We start from the raw sequence: 17,842 nt of genomic DNA, 5'->3' as shown, positions 1-17,842 counted from the left end.
ATGAGATCATTATGCGCTATCCAATCATTACCGTTTGTTGTTTAGCCAGTTTCAGTGCTCATGCCAACGTGTTGCAGTATTTTGCCGGCATCAGCTACAGCAATCCAGCCGAGTTGTTCAAAGTCAAAAAAAATGAGGTCATCTTAGGTGGCAGCGGCTTTTATATCGATGCCCGATTTTCAGGAAGTGTGTTAAATTTTAATACTTTTCAATACGGTAATGGCAGCAGCGACTCCAAACGGGTCAGCCTGCTTCCCTATGGCCGCATTGCCAAGCGTGTGGACAGTAAAATGGTTTTCGCGGTGGATATCACCGAACCTTTCCACTCCAACCTGGTTTGGGGAGCCCGCGACTTTACCCGCTACGCGTCCACAGAAACCTTAATGACCGATGTCGACGTCAGCCCACGCTTCTCCTACAGCATCACGCCCAAACTGTATGCAGGCGGCGGTTTGAATTTCAATTTCCTGAAAAACAATGAAACCAACTGGGCACTGCCCATTAGCCCCACCCAATCAAGCACGCTGATTAACCGCACCGCCGGCTTTGGGGTAGGTTATAACACCGGCCTGTATTACATGATTAACCAGACCAATTTCCTTGGTCTTGCCTATTACGCCTCGATCAAACAAAAAACCAAAGGCGAAAGTCTGCTTAATGGCATGGTCAATCCCAACCTGCAATTTAATTTCCGCATGCCGGCGACGACCATTATTAATTACGTGCACATTTTCAATCCTAAGTGGCTGGTGAGTTTGCAGGCTTTTCGTACGGAATGGAATGCGAATCAGTTTGCGAAGATACGCAATACCGCTGCACCGCCGCCGGTAGGCCCTGACTTCACTTTTGTCATGAAATACGATCCGTCCTGGGCATTTGCTGGCGCTCTGCGTCGTCAGATGTCTGAAAAACTGGGTTTAACGTTCATTGCCATTCAGGATAACGGACCCGAGCAGGATCGCCTGCGGACTATTAACTTTCCGTCCGATACCATTTACTTTGGCGGATTAGCCGCGGATTACCGAATCGGTAAAAATGCGACGGTGGAATTGTTGTATGCCAGGGTCTTTTCCAAAACCCTGTTCAATAATACGGTCAATGTGAACAGCCAACCCATCCCATTTACTACCGGACGGGTCCGCATCCACGCTGACGTGGTGGATTTAAGACTGAAAATTCAGGCTTAATTTACTTTTTTCTCATCTTCATCGGTATACGGCAGAATAGTAACCTGTGTGCCGATAGTCATAAATTGCTCATTTAACCACTTAGCCGCACTGGGGAAGACGCGAACGCAGCCGTGGCTGGAGTTGCCATAGGGAACTTCATACGCCGCATGGACAGTGTAACCCTGGTAGAAGTACATGCAGTAAGGCATTTTTGCCCCGCCCTTGGTGTCCACAGGGTATTCACCGGAACGGCATTCCAGACCGCGCTTGTTGTAAACCCGGAAAGTGCCTGTCACTGTACGGCAAGGCTCACCGACATCTTCACAGAAATCCTGACCACCCGAAGCGGCGCCGGTCATCACACGGTTGCCCTCTTCATCATAAGCAGCCCAGGCATACGCTTTGGGGTCAAAAATAAATTGTTTTTTGCCGGTAGCCGGGGCTTTTAGAGGAAAATAATCACGGCCGCGCTTATCCCTCAAATAATGAATGGTGCGATGCACGTAGCCATTATCATCAGTGATCAAAGTGGACTCATCCATTTCCACGCACCCGGTGAGTGCCACAGAGGCGACAGACAAGCCTGCCCAAAACAACTTATTCATGGTAAACGATTCTCCCGCTTGGAATCAGGCCTGTTTTTTCAGGCCCGGTTAGACTAATTTTTCTTATTACACCTGTCAGGCACTTAAGCGACGGTACTTGATACGGGTGGGTCTGGCAGCCTCATCACCCAGACGTCGTTTTCTGTCCGCTTCGTAGTCGCTGTAATTCCCTTCGAAAAAGACAACCTGGGAATCCCCTTCGAATGCCATCAGGTGAGTGCAGATCCTGTCCAGGAACCAGCGATCGTGAGACACAACGATTGCACAGCCCGGGAAATTTAAAATGGCTTCTTCCAGTGAACGCAGGGTTTCCACATCCAAATCGTTACTGGGTTCGTCAAGCAGGAGCACATTGCCGCCGCTCTTAAGCAGTTTGGCCAAATGCACCCGATTTCGTTCCCCTCCGGAAAGCTGGAACATTTTTTTCTGCTGATCAGAGCCTTTGAAATTAAAACGCCCCACGTAGGCACGCGACGGCATCTGGAAGCTGCCAATCTGCATGATGTCGTGACCATTGGAGATCTCTTCCCAGACTGTCTTGTTATCATCGAGGTGATCACGCATCTGATCGACGTAAGCGAGATTCACCGTCTCACCCACGATGATTTCACCGCTATCGGGGTTTTCTCTACCGGTTAACATTTTTAGGAAGGTGGATTTTCCAGCACCATTGGGACCGATGATGCCTAAAATACCGCCTTTGGGCAGTTTGAAATTCAAATCGTCAATCAACAACCGATCGCCAAACGCTTTACGGACGTGGTTGGCTTCGATAACCAGTTCGCCCAAGCGTTCGCCCGGCGGAATGTACAATTCGTTGGTTTCGTTGCGCTTCTGGAATTCTTTGGAATTCATTTCCTCAAAGCGGGCCAGGCGCGCTTTGTTTTTAGCATGACGGCCTTTGGGTGAGGTACGAACCCATTCCAGCTCGGCTTTGATGGCGCGCTCATGAGCAGCCTGTTGTTTTTCTTCCATAGCCAGACGGGCTTCTTTCTGCTCAAGCCAGGCCGTGTAATTGCCTTTGTAAGGAATGCCTTCGCCTCGGTCGAGCTCAAGAATCCATTCCGCTGCATTATCGAGGAAATAGCGATCGTGGGTGATGGCCACGACTGTGCCTGGGAATTCTTCAAGGTAACGCTCAAGCCAGGCCACGCTTTCCGCGTCGAGGTGGTTGGTCGGCTCATCGAGAAGCAGCATGTCGGGGTTGGATAGCAACAATCGGCAAAGGGCCACGCGGCGGCGCTCTCCTCCCGACAGTTTATCGATGACTGCGTTCCAGTCTGGCAGGCGTAACGCGTCGGCCGCTACATCAAGACGTCGGTCTAAATCCCAGCCGCCGTGCGTTTCAATGTAATTCTGCAAATCGCCTTGTTTAGCCAGCAGATCATTCATTTCGTCATCGCTCATGGGCTCAGCAAAGCGCATGCTGATTTCATCAAACTGACGCAATTTTTCTTTGATCTCGCCCACACCCTCTTCCACGATTTCACGCACGGTTTTGGTTAAATCAAGTTCTGGTTCCTGGGCTAAGTAACCAATTTTGGTGCCGGGTTTTGGCCGTGCCTCGCCATTAAACTGGGTATCCACCCCGGCCATGATGCGCAACAAGGTGGATTTACCAGAGCCGTTTAAGCCAAGGACGCCAATCTTAGCGCCCGGGAAAAAGCTCAAGGAAATGTCCTTGAGAATAATCCGCTGGTTATCAACGACTTTGGTGACCCGATTCATTGTAAAAATATAATCCGACATTCATTCCCCGCTTATTATCAAACGCTGGCCCGCACGTTAAACCAAAAACCTCAATTACTCAAGCCATACACCTGTGAATGGCTTAATTCCAGTCCAGGATGACTTTGCCCGATTGGCCTGACGCCATAATCTGGAACGCATCCTGGTATTGATCCACATGAAAGTGGTGGGTAATCACCGGCGCAATGTTCAAACCGCTTTGCAGCATGGCAATCATTTTGTACCAGGTTTCAAACATTTCACGACCATAAATACCCTTCATCACCAGGCCTTTAAAAATCACCTGATTCCAGTCAATGGGGGTTTCCTGCGGCGGTATACCCAGGATCGCCACGTGCCCGCCATGGTTCATGGCGCGGACCATGTCATTTAAAGCCATGGGATTGCCTGACATTTCAAGGCCGACATCAAACCCTTCCGTCATGCCAAGCTCCTCCATCACATCCTTGATATTCTGGTATTTGACATTGACGGCTCGCGTGGCGCCCATTTTGCGGGCTAACTCCAGACGATGATCATTCACGTCGGTTATTACCACGTGGCGTGCACCAATGTGCCGGGCGATGGCGACAGCCATAATGCCGATGGGGCCCGCCCCCGTGATCAACACGTCTTCGCCCACCATGTCAAACGCCAGGGCGCAATGGGTGGCATTGCCGAACGGATCGAGAATGGCCGCCTGATCCGCCGTGATATTATCCGGTAGAACCAGCACGTTACTGGCAGGCAGGGAAAGGTATTCGGCAAAGCACCCGGGACGATTGACGCCGACGCCCAGAGTATTGCGGCAAAGGTGGCGCTTGCCCGCGCGGCAATTACGGCACATGCCGCAGGTAATGTGGCCTTCACCCGAAACACGCTGCCCCGCTTTCAAGCCCTTCACTTCTGAACCGACTTCAGCAATTACCCCATAAAATTCATGGCCTACAGTCATGGGGACAGGGATGGTGGCCTGTGCCCATTCATCCCAGGAATAAATATGAATATCGGTACCGCAAATGGCTGTTTTTTCAATTTTGATTAACACGTCATTGACGCCGTAGTCCGGCACGGGTACATCTTCCATCCAGATACCGGGTTCTCTTTTTGCCTTTACTAATGATTTCATCGACTTCCACCTAATGCGTTAACAACACTAACTGATTAAATAACCCCTAATTCCTTCCCCACCTTTCCAAACGCTTCGATGGCTTTATCCAGATGGGCGATGTCATGGGCTGCGGACATTTGGGTACGGATTCTTGCTTTGCCTTTCGGCACTACTGGGTAAGAAAAGCCCACGACATAAATGCCTTCCTTAAGCAGGCGTGCAGCCATCTCACCCGCCAAGGCGGCATCGCCCAGCATGACCGGGATAATGGGGTGTTCGCCAGGTACCAGAGTAAAGCCAAGCTGACTCATTCCGTCACGGAAATAGCGGGCGTTACGTTTTAGCTTGTTGGCTAAATCCTGATTGGCCGAGAGCAGTTCCAGTACCTTGATGGACGTATCGGCAATGACTGGCGCCAGGGTATTGGAAAACAGGTACGGTCGTGAGCGCTGGCGCAGCCAGTCAACAATGACCGCATTCGCGCTGGTGTACCCGCCGGACGCGCCGCCCAAGGCTTTTCCGAGCGTACCGGTGACAATGTCGATTCGATCAGCCACACCGCAATATTCCGGCGTGCCGCGCCCAGTGTCGCCCATGAAACCGACGGCATGGGAATCGTCGACCATCACCATGGCATCGTAACGATCCGCCAGCTCACAGATGGCTTGCAGATTGGCAATAATGCCATCCATTGAAAAGACCCCGTCCGTCGCAATCAGGCGGAAACGTGCATTTTTGGCTTCAATCAGTTTGGCTTCCAGATCGCGCATGTCGTTGTTTTCATAGCGGTAGCGCGCAGCCTTGCATAAACGAATGCCATCGATGATGCTGGCATGATTCAAGGCGTCGCTGATGATGGCATCTTCCGGGCCAAGCAGGGTTTCAAACAAGCCGGTATTGGCATCAAAACAGGAAAAATAAAGAATAGTGTCTTCCTTGCCAAGAAAATGGCTGATGGCGTGCTCCAGTTGTTTATGCGGGGTTTGAGTGCCGCAGATAAAACGAACAGAGGCCATGCCGTAGCCGTATTTTTCCAGAGCCTTTTGACCTTCGGCTATCAAGTGCGGATGATTGGCCAACCCCAGGTAATTGTTGGCACATAAATTAATGACTTCTCTGTCTTGTACTTCAACGGCTGCCTGCTGTTGACTGCTGATCACACGTTCTGATTTGTACAAACCTTCTTTTTTAAGCGTATCAAGCTCGGATTGCAGGTATTCAGTAAATTGTTCAAGCACAACACTCTCCCAGGTTTAAAAAATTGAGAAATGATAGCAAATTTTAGACAAATTCACCATGAAATCATGCGGAATTCAGTCTTAAACAACACGGATTCCTGTTAAAACGGTTACCTTAAACCGTCTAACCCAGGCCGTTTAACCGCCTTGTCCAGACATGCCGCATTCTCCAGTCAATTAAAAGGATGTAGCCTTAAGTCTGTAATCTGCCTGTTTCATTTTTATTTTTAATAGTATCAATGAGGATACATTCTGGTCTAATGCTAAAAACTACTTAATAATTCAAATAGACACTTGAACCATCGCACCTTGCCGCAATTCTTGCTAAAATGTCCGCAACGCTTTAACCTAAACAGCTAAGGTAATGGTAAGTACTGATGAGCAGCCAAAACGCACAAATTAATATGGTCAAACAGCAGCTTCGCACGGGCGACGTCCTTGAAGAAGCCATTCTCGATCTTTTTGACATGTTTCCGCGACACGAATTTGTGCCGCCAGCGATGAAAGAATTCGCCTATTCCGATATGCAGATACCACTGGCTCACGGGCAAAAAATGATGACCCCGCTGGAAGAAGGTACCCTGCTGCAGGCACTGGCCCTGGATGGCCACGAAACTGTCCTGGAAGTGGGAACAGGTTCCGGATACTTTACAGCGCTGTTAAGCCGACTTTGCCAGAAGGTTATCAGTGTGGATTATTATGCCGATTTCACTAACGACGCCCGCGCAAAACTCGAAAAATACCATTGCCCTAATGTTGAACTCATCACCGGCGATGGCTGCCGCGGCTGGCTGGATAAAGCCCCATACGACGTTGTCCTGCTGACCGGTGCCGTGGACGCGGTAACCGAAACGCATCGCCTCCAGGTGTTACCCGGCGGGAAACTCTTTGCCATTGTTGGCCGGGCTCCGGTTATGCAGGGTCGCCTGTACACGCTGGATCATCAGGGCAACTGGTCGGATCGGTTATTGTTTGAAACCAATCTTCCGCCATTAATTGACAAATTAAAACCTAAAGAATTTGTTTTCTAGGACGCTGAACGCATGAAGAAAAAATTACTTTTATGCTTTACGTTGGTTACCGGTATCGCTCAATCCGTTCACGCCACGGATTTGATGGATATCTACCAACAAGCTCTGGAGAATGATCCAACCTTTAAAGAAGCATACAGTACATACATGTCCAGCAGCGAGGCCATTCCGCAGGCACGCGCCGCGTTGTATCCTCAGGTCACTGTTGGCGGTACGACGGGCAGAAACGTACAGGATGTGGCCACAGTGACCCGCATTCAGGAAACCTTTAACAGCAATCAATGGACGGTAACGGCCTCCCAGGCGGTATTCAATTATCAGGCCTGGTCTCGTGTGCAACAGGCCAAAGCGTCTGTTAAAGCGGCGCAGGCCACCTTTAATGATGCAGCACAGGACCTGATTGTACGTACGGCCAAAGCCTATTTTGATGTCCTGTTTGCCAAGGACACGCTGAATTTTGCTGAAGCCAAAAAGCGCGCCAACAAACGCCAGCTTGAGCAGGCGGAGCAACGGTTTAAAGTGGGTCTTGATGCCATTACCTCCGTCTATGAAGCCAAAGCCGCTTACGACCAGTCCGTTGCCGAAGTCATTTCGGCACGCAACAACCAGATTAACCAGAACGAGAACCTGCGGAAATTAACCAACCACGTGTATGAATTTTTAGCTCCTCTGCGCGACAGCCGCATTCCCTTGATAAGACCGGAACCTGACAATGTCGATGAATGGGTAGATACCGGCCTCAAACAGAATTACCGGCTCTTTTCTGCCAAATTCGGCCTACAGGCTGCCCATGAAAACATCCGGGTGAATGCAGCAGGCGCCTGGCCTACCCTCGCGATTCAAAGCAATGCAGCCCAAACCCATAATACCGGCGGCTCGACTTCTTTCTTCGTACCGCAACGCCAAACGTCAGCCAATGTCGCCCTGGCATTGAATTTTCCTGTTTTTCAAGGCGGTCTGGTTCAATCGCAAACCCGTCAGGCTCAGTACGATTATCAAACCTCCAGTGAACAACTGGAGCAGACTTACCGTGATGTCGTGGTCAACAGCCGCATTGCCTTTAACACCATTGTCGATGGCATCAGCAAGGTAAAGGCTGACCGCCAGACTGTGATATCTCAACAGAATTCTCTGGAAAGTACCGAAGCCCAATTCCAGGTAGGAACAAGGACCATGGTGGACGTCGTTAACGCCCAACAACGCCTGTTCGAAGCCCAGGAACAATTAGCCCGCGATCAATACAATCTGATCAATGCCATGCTGCAGCTTAAGTACCTGGCCGGAACACTGAATGTGAATGATCTGGAGGAAATCAATTCCTGGCTTTCCACGCCACGGGTTGCCGGTTTCCCGCCGTCGCAATCGGTTCCGGATACCCGCCATTAGTTTATTATTAGGTTGTTAAATGATGTCCACCACCCCTTCTCAAGTTGAAAAAAAATTATTGCATTACACCGGCAAGGCTATTGCTGATTTTAATATGATTCAACGCGGCGATCGCGTGATGGTTTGCCTCTCGGGCGGTAAAGATTCCTTCACCCTGCTGACGTTGCTGCATGCCCTGCGCAAACGCTCGAACAATAAATTCGATGTCTTCGCGTTTACGCTTGATCAGGCCCAGCCCGGCTGGGATGACAGCCGCCTTCGCCAATGGCTCGCTGACAGAAACATTCCGCATGAAATCCTTACCCGCGACACTTACAGCATCGTCAAGGAAAAAATACCTGAAGGAAAAACCTATTGTTCACTGTGTTCGCGTTTAAGACGAGGAATTATCTACCGTTACGCCGAAGAGCATGGTTATACCAAAATTGCTCTCGGCCATCATCGTGATGATTTAATCCGCACCTTGCTGATGTCCATTCTTTACAATGGCGATACACGCTCCATGCCGCCCAAATTATTGAGCGACAATAAAAAACACATCGTTATCCGTCCCCTCTGTTATGTTCAGGAACGCGACATCATTACCTTTGCCAGAGAACAGGCTTACCCCATTATCCCCTGCAACCTGTGCGGCTCCCAGGAAAATTTAATGCGCAAACGGGTAGGCAGACTTATTGATGAGCTGGCTGAAGAGAACCCCAAAGTACCCAGTAATATTCTGCATGCCCTGCAAAGCATCAAGCCCAGCCAGCTGATGGATCAGGATTTATGGCAGTTTAAAACCCTGGAGAAAGAATTAGTCACTGACATCGTCAGGGAAGCAGAGGCTGTTTTTTCGCATGATGAACTCGCGCACGAAGAACAGGTTGAAACAATGCTTTAAGCATGACAATCGTTGCTTTTCCCTGTAACCTGTTGATTGAAGTATTATTCTTTTGTAAAGAAATTTTTCTTTACTGTAAAGTTCTTTAATTATACACTTCGAATTATTTTGGGTTAATTTGACGAGGTTCAAGCATATGACTGAAGCAATGACAAACGGCCTGCGCAAGTTACGCGTGTATAAAAGCAGACATCTCAAGTTTGATTTTGTTGCTGCGATTGTTGTCTTTCTGGTAGCGGTTCCCTTATGTCTGGGGATTGCATTGGCTTCAGGAGCCCCTCTTTTTTCCGGTATTTTAAGCGGCATCATCGGCGGTATTGTCGTCGGCTCTTTAAGCGGCTCGCAGGTGAGCGTCAGCGGACCGGCTGCCGGTATGGCCGCTGTCGTCTTGACGGCTATTTCGCAACTGGGCGATTTTAATACCTTTCTTCTGGCCTTGACCTTAGCCGGGATTTTACAAATCATCGTTGGCGGTCTGCGCGCCGGTCTCGTCGCGGATTATGTGCCCTCCAATGTCGTGCAGGGCTTGTTGTGTGCCATTGGTATTCTGCTCATCATCAAGCAACTGCCCTTAACCTTTACCCACTCCACGGACTTGACTGAGTTGAAGGCACACCTGCTTGAAACCACCGAAGGCTTTAATTTAAATCCGTTTTACGACTTGTCCTATCACATTAATTACGGGGCCTGTCTTATTTCCTTAATTTCCTTTGCCATTCTGATTTTTTTCGATAAGACAAAACTTAAGTTACTGCAAAATGTACCCGCACCGATTATTGTCGTGGCCGCCGGTATTCTCATTAATGAATTGTTCAATCTCACCCAGTCATCCTTGGTGCAGGATAACCCGCACCTGGTTAACATCCCTCATACTAACGGCTACACGAACCTCTTCAGCCAGTTTACTTTTCCTGACTGGACGGCATGGAAAAACCCCAAAGTCTATCTGTATGCCTTTGTCATCGCCACCGTCGCGTCTCTGGAAAGTCTTTTGAACGTCAAAGCCGGGGAAAGGCTGGATAAAAAACACCGTTATTGTTCCAAGGATCAGGAATTGATTGCCCAGGGCGCCGGAAATTTAGTCGCAGGCCTTGTGGGCGGCATCCCGGTGACTTCCGTTATTGTCCGAACATCGGTTAACATTCAAGCGGGCGCCCGCTCGAAATTGTCCACCATTTTTCACGGCTTTTTCCTTCTTTTTGCTGTCGTGTTAATCCCGGAATTACTCAACAAAATACCCTTGTCGTCGCTGGCCGTAATTCTGATTTTTACCGGTTATAAATTAACCAAACCAGCCATCTATCGTCAGATATATGCTCAGGGAATGGACCGATTCATACCGTTTATTGCCACCGTGTTCAGTATTGTGGTGTTCAACCTGCTGGCCGGTATCATGATCGGGCTGGCAGTGAGTCTTTATTACATTCTCAAATCCAACAGCCAGGCACGCCTTGACATCGTTAAGGAATTTTACCCCAATGGCGTCACCAGCCGTCTTATACTGCCCCAGCAGATAAGCTTCCTGAACAAAGCCTCGCTGATTGCCGAATTAGGCTCCATTCCACGCAATTCACAATTGATTATTGATGCCCGTCATTCCACCTACATCGACAAGGAAATCATCGAGCTCATCAAGGAATTTCAACAGGAACAGGCTCCTTTAAAGCAAATCTCCCTGAATTTGACCGGCTTTAAAGATCATTACGACATTCATAATTACATTGATTTTATTAATGTCACCACCTATGACGTGCAAAGCAACCTTTCTCCGGCCGAAGTTCTGGTGGTGTTGCGGGAAGGAAATCAGCGTTTCTTAAGCGATACCCGCATTCATCGGACCACTAAGATTGATATCCAATACACAGCCAAGACCCAGCATCCCATTGCCGTCGTTCTTGGGTGCATTGATTCACGCGTTCCGGTGGAAACCATTTTTGACATGAGCTTTGGCGACTTGTTCTGTATTCGCATTGCCGGCAATGTCATTAATAATGATATTTTAGCCAGCATGGAATACGCCTGTAATGTTGTGGGTGCAAAACTCATTGTCGTACTGGGCCATACCCGCTGCGGCGCAATTCAGTCCGCCTGCGATGGTGTTAAAAAAGGCCATATCACTGAATTACTCGATAAAATCAAACCCGCTGTGGAGGCAGAATCGGTTACCCGCGAACAGCGAAATGGACAGAACGGTGAATTTGTGAGGCACGTGACGGCGTTAAACATTGCCAATACCCTGCAACAGGTCTACACCCGCAGCGACATCCTGCACAGCATGATTGATGAAAACAGCATCGCTCTGATTGGCGCTGTGTATGATGTGGAAAGCGGTCGGGTACAATTTGACGATTTTGGTACTGAATTATTGCAGCTCAGCCACAAGTCAGGTCCCGTTCTTGGCGAAAAAATCAAAAAACTGCTTGACGATGCGGAGACGGTCCATGCTAGAGAAACGCAGGAACATCACGAGTCATCGCCTCAACCCACGACTTAATCTTGGGATTAAGAAAGCGTCCGGGATGATAAAAAAGAAAAACCGGGATAACGGGCAGCCTCTGCTCAGGCAATACCTCAAGCAACTGCCCGTCTGCCAACTGTTGAGCCACCTGATAATGATGCAAAAACGCAAGACCCATCCCGCTCACTGCTAAAGCCGCCATGGTGGCCGCGTCATTCACGTACACGGCCGGTTCAAAAACCACGGTTTCGCCGCCCGGAAAAGTCCAACTGCCATTCGGCGTCCTCATTTTATGGGTAATAAAACGATGTGGCTTTAAATCCTCAATCCGCTTCGGATAGCCGTATCGCTGTAAGTAATCCGGTGAAGCGCACAACACATAACGTGTGGTGGTGATTTTTTTCTGCACCGCATTGGAGGCGACCGCGGTTGACATGCCAAACACCACGTCCAGGCCTTCCTGAAGCAAATGCGGTACTTCTTCCGCAATCTGCAGATCAAGACGCACGTTGGGGTATTGCTGACTGAACGACGGCATACGGGGTAAAATAATGCGCTCGGCAAAATAGCGCGAACTCATGACCCGCAGTAATCCCTCTGGCTGTGATTTGAATCCGGCAATCAGGCTATTGGATTGCTCAAACGCCAGAAGAACAGCCTGCACCTCAGCATAATACGCTTCCCCGATGACTGTTAAGGCCACTTTACGCGTGGTGCGCTCAAACAGGGTCACACCCAGGGTGTCTTCGAGCGAGGTAATCTGTTTACTGACTGCCGCAGGCGAAATACCCAGCGCCTTGGCCGCCGCATGAAAGCTTCGGTAATCGGCCACCTTGCAAAAAGTCTGCATTAGCAGTAGGGTGTTCATTCATTTTCTCCGTGGCTAGGGTTATTGCCTGTGGGAGTATATAATGACCGTTTTTAAATTAATCGTCATCAGGAGTTGCTATGCGTGTGTCGCAATGGTTTTTAAACACCCTAAGGGAAACCCCGAACGATGCAGAAATTGTCTCTCATCAATTAATGCTTAGAGCCGGCCTCATCCGCAAACTGGGATCAGGACTCTATACCTGGATGCCGCTTGGTTTAAAAGTCATGCGCAAGGTTGAACAGATTGTGCGCGAAGAAATGAATCGCAGCAAGGCCATGGAAGTATTGATGCCAGCCGTTCAACCGGCTGAGCTCTGGCAGGAAACCGGTCGATGGGATACTTTTGGCGGCCTGCTGTTAACCATGACAGACAGCAATGGCCGGGATTATTGCTATGGCCCGACACACGAAGAGGTCATCACGGACATCATGCGTAACGAGTTGCGCTCTTACAAGCAGTTACCGGTTAACTTTTACCAGATTCAAACCAAATTCCGCGATGAAATCAGGCCGCGATTCGGGGTGATGCGCGCGCGTGAATTCATCATGAAGGATGCCTATTCATTCCACCTGACGCAGGAATCCTTGCAACAGACTTATGATGACATGTATTTTGCCTATTGCCGAATTTTTGACCGGCTTGGTTTGAAATACCGTGCTGTAGAAGCCGACACCGGCGCCATTGGCGGCTCCGCGTCGCATGAATTCCAGGTGCTTGCGGATTCCGGTGAAGATTTAATTTTCTACAGTGATCAAAGCGACTATGCAGCCAATGTCGAACAAGCGACCAGTTTAACACCCGAACCTGTACGCCATACGCACACAGAAGCCCTACGCCTGGTGGATACCGTGGGCAAAAAGACCATCGAAGACGTGGCAGCCCTGCTTGCCATTCAACCGGAGGAAATGGTAAAAACCTTAATTGTTGAAGGCCATGACCATCCCCTGGTGGCTCTGGTGTTACGGGGCGATGATGAGTTGAATGAAATCAAGGCGGCCAAGCACCCCCTGGTTAAATCGCCGCTTCGCTTTGCTGATGATGAAACCATTAAAAAACAATTAAAAGCCCCGGTTGGATCCTTAGGACCGGTTAATCTTGCCATCCCAGTCATTGTCGATCATCACGCGTTTGCACTCCCCTCGTTTGCCTGTGGTGCGAATCATGCGGACAAGCATTACCTCAATGCCTCCTGGGCGCGTGATGCGGCGTCAGTCGAAACGTTTGATTTGCGCAACGTCAAGGAAGGTGATTTAAGCCCCGATGGTAAAGGCCGCCTGCGTGCCTGCCGCGGCATTGAAGTGGGTCATGTGTTCCAGTTGGGTGACAAATACGCGAAAGCGATGAAAGCGGCCGTATTGAATGAAGAAGGGCAATTACAGACCATGATCATGGGCTGTTACGGGCTTGGCGTATCCCGTGTGGTCGCCGCTGCCATCGAACAACACCATGATGAACGCGGCATCATTTGGCCGCCCTCCATGGCTCCTTTCCAACTGGTCCTTATCCCAGTCAATGCCAACCGCTCCGAACTGGTTCGTGAAACCACAGAAAAATTATACGAGGATCTTAAGGCAAAAGGCGTTGATGTCTTACTGGATGACCGCAACGAGCGGCCCGGCGTTTTGTTCGCCGACAGCGACTTAATTGGCATTCCGCACCGTTTGGTCATCAGTGAACGCCACCTGCAGGACGAATCGGTAGAATACAAGGCCCGTAACAGCGAGACCATTTCCACCATTAAATTGCAGGATTTGCCCGCCTTCATTTCTCAACTAATCAATCACTGATTGCCTGCCGTACCGGTTTATCCGGTACGGCCTGATGTGTTATTTTCATTTTTTGGGGCTTATTTTACACTATCGATTCATCCTGCGGTTTAAATTTCATATACTTAACTCATGGTGTTAATCGCTTAAGAGCAATCATGCCTCCCCGCCTACATCCGCTTTTCCCAACGCTTGATGAAGTACAGAACCATCCGGACCTGGCTTACTCTGATCATTTACCCATTGTGACCCAGGTTCCATTGGGTAAGAACAAAAAACCGTTGGTCATGATATCACTTAATATTCTTGGGACTTCAGCGTGTTCGGGTATTCATGCAACAAACTCTAACGAAGATACAGCCAAACGTCATCAGCGGATTATTACCGGTTTAGCAAACGGGATAAAAAAACACCAGGCGGAGGTGCTATTCCTGCAGGAGGCCGGTGAGTCAGTGATCGAGGATTTACGCGCAGCACTTGGAGACGACTGGGAGATCAAAGCCGAGTTTAACACCGGGCTGGTTACCTGCTACTCCAAAAAACGTTTTGAAGAACAGTCAACCCGATTGGATCGCAAAGCAAGAATACGCTCAGTGACGGTTAAAGATAAGGATAACAAAGGGTTAACCATTGATTTCCACAATACCTGGGGCATTTACAGTGCTTTTCCTGACGGGCACGAAAAACTTTATGGAGCGCTGTTAACCAATACAGCCAGTGAGGTATCCATTATTCTCGGCGACACCAACTCCCGTCTGGCCCCTCTTGATGATACCCCCCGTAATATCATGACCGGTGTCATACCCAACGAACTGAATCAACATTATGGTCTGCCGCCCGATGCTCAGAGTGGGGACCATCCAGACGGCGGATTCTATCGCGATGCCACCGGTATTCATCAATTAGAAACCCAGGGACTTGATTTTAAATCAGGCAATGCTGTTGTCGATTCCCGCTCGGTAAAAGAAATCAACCCCCATCTTGAATTCCGCATGATCATGTGCCTGGACGATAGCTACAAAGTAAGCAGGGAAATTAATGATGAAACGATCTTTGACTATGAACAGGGTTTACGCAAGCAATTAAAAAAACCAGACATTTTAGTCCGCATGGCCGCTGACACCTTCAATCACAAAGCCATTGCCATTCGTTTTCCTCAATACACTGTCGGTCAGCAATCCTTGCCTTCGAAAGATTTTACCTTTATTAAGACCCAGTTGCCGGACTGTCAATTCCAAACCATCGACGAGCAAGGGAGGCGTTTTGATTGCGTCTTTGTACCACTCGCTGAGGCCAATACACTGCACGCAGCAATAGAGGCCATTCCTCCCCAGACACAAATCCAAAAAGTGGAGGTGCTTCAAGCCATAAGCCGACGGATTGCTGAACTGGGTCAGTGGCATCAGCACATCCTGCTCGATCCCTCGGCCAAGATTGAAAGCTTAAACGCCCTGCATGCCAAAATTAAAGAGGCAGACCTCACTTCTCTGGATGACATTCGAGGCATTATTGAGCAATGGGAAAAAGAAGAGTCCACGTTGGAAATCAATGGAAAAAAAGTAAACAATGGTGCATTGATGAGCATGCATCGCAATCGTTTTTTCAAGATTCATCACACGGATACCAGCACCAAAAGCGCCGATTTATTGCAACGCATTAAGAAATAACAAATTGTGAACGAGTATCGATAATGCGATCAAGCGTTCAACAGTCAGCAACACTTAAATCTGCAATACACTGGCTAACAGTTGCCGGGTATACGCCTGCTGCGGGTGCTTAAAGATCGCGTCGCAGGATCCTTCTTCCACGCATCGCCCCTTGCGCATGACCATGACGTCATCGGCCATATAGGACACCACGGCCATGTTATGGGTAATAAACAAATAGGCCATGCCCAACTCCTGCTGCAACTCCTTGAGCAGATTTAAAATCTGAGCCTGGACTGAAACATCCAGCGCACTGGTGGGCTCATCACAGATCACAATGTCAGGTTCAGTGGCTAACGCACGGGCGATGCAGATGCGTTGCCGCTGGCCGCCTGAAAACTGATGAGGGTAACGATCCAGACTCTTTTGCGGCAAATTAACCCGCTCCAGTAGCCAACGCTGCCTCTCTGCAATTCGTTTAGCCGCCATTCCCTGAGCCTGCATGCCCTCCGCAATGATTTCCCCAACCGTCATGCGCGGGTTCATGGATGAAAACGGATCCTGAAAGACTATCTGCACTTTTTTACGGTAATCGCGTAATGCCTTGCCCCGCAGCGCGCGGATATCCTGATCACGGTATACTATTTCGCCTGAGGTAATCGGCAACAGCCGCAGCAAAGCACGGCTCGCCGTTGTTTTACCGCAACCGGATTCGCCGACCAGGGCCAGGGTTTTACCGCGGCGCAAGGTCAGCGACAGATTATCCACGGCATGAAGCACCTGACCTTTATGAAAAAGGCGCTTGCCCAGAATGAAGTCCACACGCAGGTTTTCAGCACGAAGAATGACCTCGTCCGCCACCGCCTGTTTTTCCCAGCGTTGCTGCACTTCCTGAAGCGGCGGCGGCTCACGGTGCTCAGGATACAGATGGCAACGCACCAATCGCTGATCCACGTCCTGCAGGGCAGGCTCAATAACATCACAAGGGGCAAAACGATGGGCGCAACGCGGGTGGAAACGGCAGCCGGGCGGCATGGCATCAAGGCTCGGTACGCTTCCCGCTATCGTCTGCAAACGATGACCGCGCTTATTAAATTCGGGTAAAGAAGCAAACAACTGCTGCGAATAAGGGTGTTTAATCTGGCTAAAAAACTCATCCACCGTGGCTTGCTCAACCAATTGACCCGCATACATCACACTCACACGATCCGCCACGGCCTTCACCACGCTTAAATCATGCGTGATGAGCAGCATGCTCATCTGATGTTCCTGTTGAAGTTTTTTAAGCAACTGCAGGATCTGTGCCTGGATAGTGACATCCAGCGCGGTAGTCGGTTCGTCAGCAATCAGGATTTCAGGATGATTAGCCAGCGCCATGGCAATGACAACCCTTTGCTTTTGGCCGCCTGACAATTGATGAGGGTATTGGTTTAGGCGTAACTCGGGTTCTGGAATTTCGACTTCTTTCAACAGGGACACCATGCGCTTTTGCAAGGACGCGTGGTTAAATTTTTTATCGCTTTGCCGCAGGGCTTCAGCCAACTGCTCCCCTATTTTCAGTACGGGATTTAATGCCGTCATCGGTTCCTGAAAAATAATCGCCAATCGCCGTCCCCGTAACTGCCGCATCATGGATTCCGGAAGCCTTAGCAAATCCTCTCCCTGCACCTGCACCTCACTGTCCTGACCATACACCCCATAAGGCGGCAACAGGCGCATAAGCGCCAGGGACGTTAAGGATTTACCGCAACCTGACTCGCCAAGCAGAGCCATGGTCTCGCCGGGAATTAAATTAAAACTGATGTCATCGACAGCGGTAATGGTCGTTTCAGCCGTCTCAAAGCCAACACGAAGATGTTTAATTTCAGCAGGTTGCGACATAGAAAATCAGCAAAGAAAGGAAGCTTCCACTCTAGCAAGAGAATGCGTCAGACAGCAACAAGTCTTTTG

13 protein-coding genes are annotated in these 17,842 nt (G+C 49.5%); 7 read left to right on the top strand and 6 right to left on the bottom strand.

Features of this window, described 5'->3' with window-relative positions; genetic code table 11:
• Positions 1 to 11: 11 nt before the first annotated feature.
• Entirely contained in the window at positions 12 to 1,187 is a 1,176-nt protein-coding gene (locus tag Lrub_RS05340) for an OmpP1/FadL family transporter (RefSeq protein ID WP_058531142.1), read from the top strand.
• Here the strand turns inward: Lrub_RS05340 and Lrub_RS05335 are convergent.
• From Lrub_RS05335 to Lrub_RS05320, 4 genes are all read right to left on the bottom strand, one after another.
• A complete protein-coding gene (locus tag Lrub_RS05335) occupies positions 1,184 to 1,774 on the bottom strand; it encodes a L,D-transpeptidase (protein WP_058531141.1) in 591 nt (196 codons plus the stop codon). The genes Lrub_RS05340 and Lrub_RS05335 overlap by 4 nt on opposite strands.
• Before the next feature lie 75 nt (positions 1,775 to 1,849).
• Positions 1,850 to 3,523: an energy-dependent translational throttle protein EttA gene (ettA, locus tag Lrub_RS05330; protein WP_058531140.1), complete on the bottom strand. Its 1,674-nt coding sequence runs from the start codon at positions 3,521 to 3,523 to the stop codon at positions 1,850 to 1,852.
• Between the two features lie 82 nt (positions 3,524 to 3,605).
• A complete protein-coding gene (gene tdh, locus Lrub_RS05325; RefSeq protein ID WP_058531139.1) occupies positions 3,606 to 4,631 on the bottom strand; it encodes an L-threonine 3-dehydrogenase in 1,026 nt (341 codons plus the stop codon).
• 35 nt (positions 4,632 to 4,666) lie between these two features.
• Positions 4,667 to 5,851, bottom strand: a complete 1,185-nt coding sequence (locus Lrub_RS05320; RefSeq protein ID WP_058531138.1) for a glycine C-acetyltransferase — start codon at positions 5,849 to 5,851, stop codon at positions 4,667 to 4,669.
• 377 nt (positions 5,852 to 6,228) lie between these two features.
• Here Lrub_RS05320 and Lrub_RS05315 point away from each other — a divergent pair, with 377 nt between their 5' ends.
• From Lrub_RS05315 to Lrub_RS05300, 4 genes are all read left to right on the top strand, one after another.
• Complete coding sequence (locus Lrub_RS05315) at positions 6,229 to 6,882, top strand: protein-L-isoaspartate O-methyltransferase family protein (protein ID WP_058531137.1); 654 nt, start codon at positions 6,229 to 6,231, stop codon at positions 6,880 to 6,882.
• 12 nt (positions 6,883 to 6,894) lie between these two features.
• The gene (locus tag Lrub_RS05310; protein ID WP_058531136.1) at positions 6,895 to 8,268 is read left to right on the top strand and encodes a TolC family outer membrane protein; all 1,374 of its coding nucleotides are present in this window, start codon (positions 6,895 to 6,897) and stop codon (positions 8,266 to 8,268) included.
• Between the two features lie 22 nt (positions 8,269 to 8,290).
• Positions 8,291 to 9,151: a tRNA 2-thiocytidine(32) synthetase TtcA gene (gene ttcA / locus Lrub_RS05305; RefSeq protein ID WP_065235728.1), complete on the top strand. Its 861-nt coding sequence runs from the start codon at positions 8,291 to 8,293 to the stop codon at positions 9,149 to 9,151.
• Positions 9,152 to 9,299: 148 nt separating this feature from the next.
• The gene (locus tag Lrub_RS05300; RefSeq protein ID WP_237760754.1) at positions 9,300 to 11,645 is read left to right on the top strand and encodes a bifunctional SulP family inorganic anion transporter/carbonic anhydrase; all 2,346 of its coding nucleotides are present in this window, start codon (positions 9,300 to 9,302) and stop codon (positions 11,643 to 11,645) included.
• Here the strand turns inward: Lrub_RS05300 and Lrub_RS05295 are convergent.
• Positions 11,596 to 12,477: a LysR family transcriptional regulator gene (locus tag Lrub_RS05295; RefSeq protein WP_065235717.1), complete on the bottom strand. Its 882-nt coding sequence runs from the start codon at positions 12,475 to 12,477 to the stop codon at positions 11,596 to 11,598. The genes Lrub_RS05300 and Lrub_RS05295 overlap by 50 nt on opposite strands.
• Before the next feature lie 80 nt (positions 12,478 to 12,557).
• On the opposite strand from Lrub_RS05295, the gene Lrub_RS05290 reads away from it, so the two are divergent.
• Positions 12,558 to 14,267 (top strand): proline--tRNA ligase, encoded by a 1,710-nt coding sequence (locus tag Lrub_RS05290; RefSeq protein ID WP_058531132.1) that lies wholly within the window; start codon positions 12,558 to 12,560, stop codon positions 14,265 to 14,267.
• 137 nt (positions 14,268 to 14,404) lie between these two features.
• Positions 14,405 to 15,913 (top strand): endonuclease/exonuclease/phosphatase family protein, encoded by a 1,509-nt coding sequence (locus tag Lrub_RS05285; RefSeq protein WP_058531131.1) that lies wholly within the window; start codon positions 14,405 to 14,407, stop codon positions 15,911 to 15,913.
• A 54-nt stretch (positions 15,914 to 15,967) separates the two neighbouring features.
• On the opposite strand, the gene Lrub_RS05280 is transcribed toward Lrub_RS05285, so the two are convergent.
• Positions 15,968 to 17,773, bottom strand: coding sequence for an ABC transporter ATP-binding protein (locus tag Lrub_RS05280; protein WP_058531130.1), 1,806 nt, complete (start codon positions 17,771 to 17,773; stop codon positions 15,968 to 15,970).
• Positions 17,774 to 17,842 lie beyond the last annotated feature (69 nt).

The sequence above is a fragment of the Legionella rubrilucens genome, from assembly GCF_001468125.1.
GTDB classification, from domain to species: domain Bacteria; phylum Pseudomonadota; class Gammaproteobacteria; order Legionellales; family Legionellaceae; genus Legionella_C; species Legionella_C rubrilucens.
The sequence above is the reverse complement of the archived record's forward strand: the minus strand, read 5'-3'. Positions and strand labels throughout refer to the sequence as shown.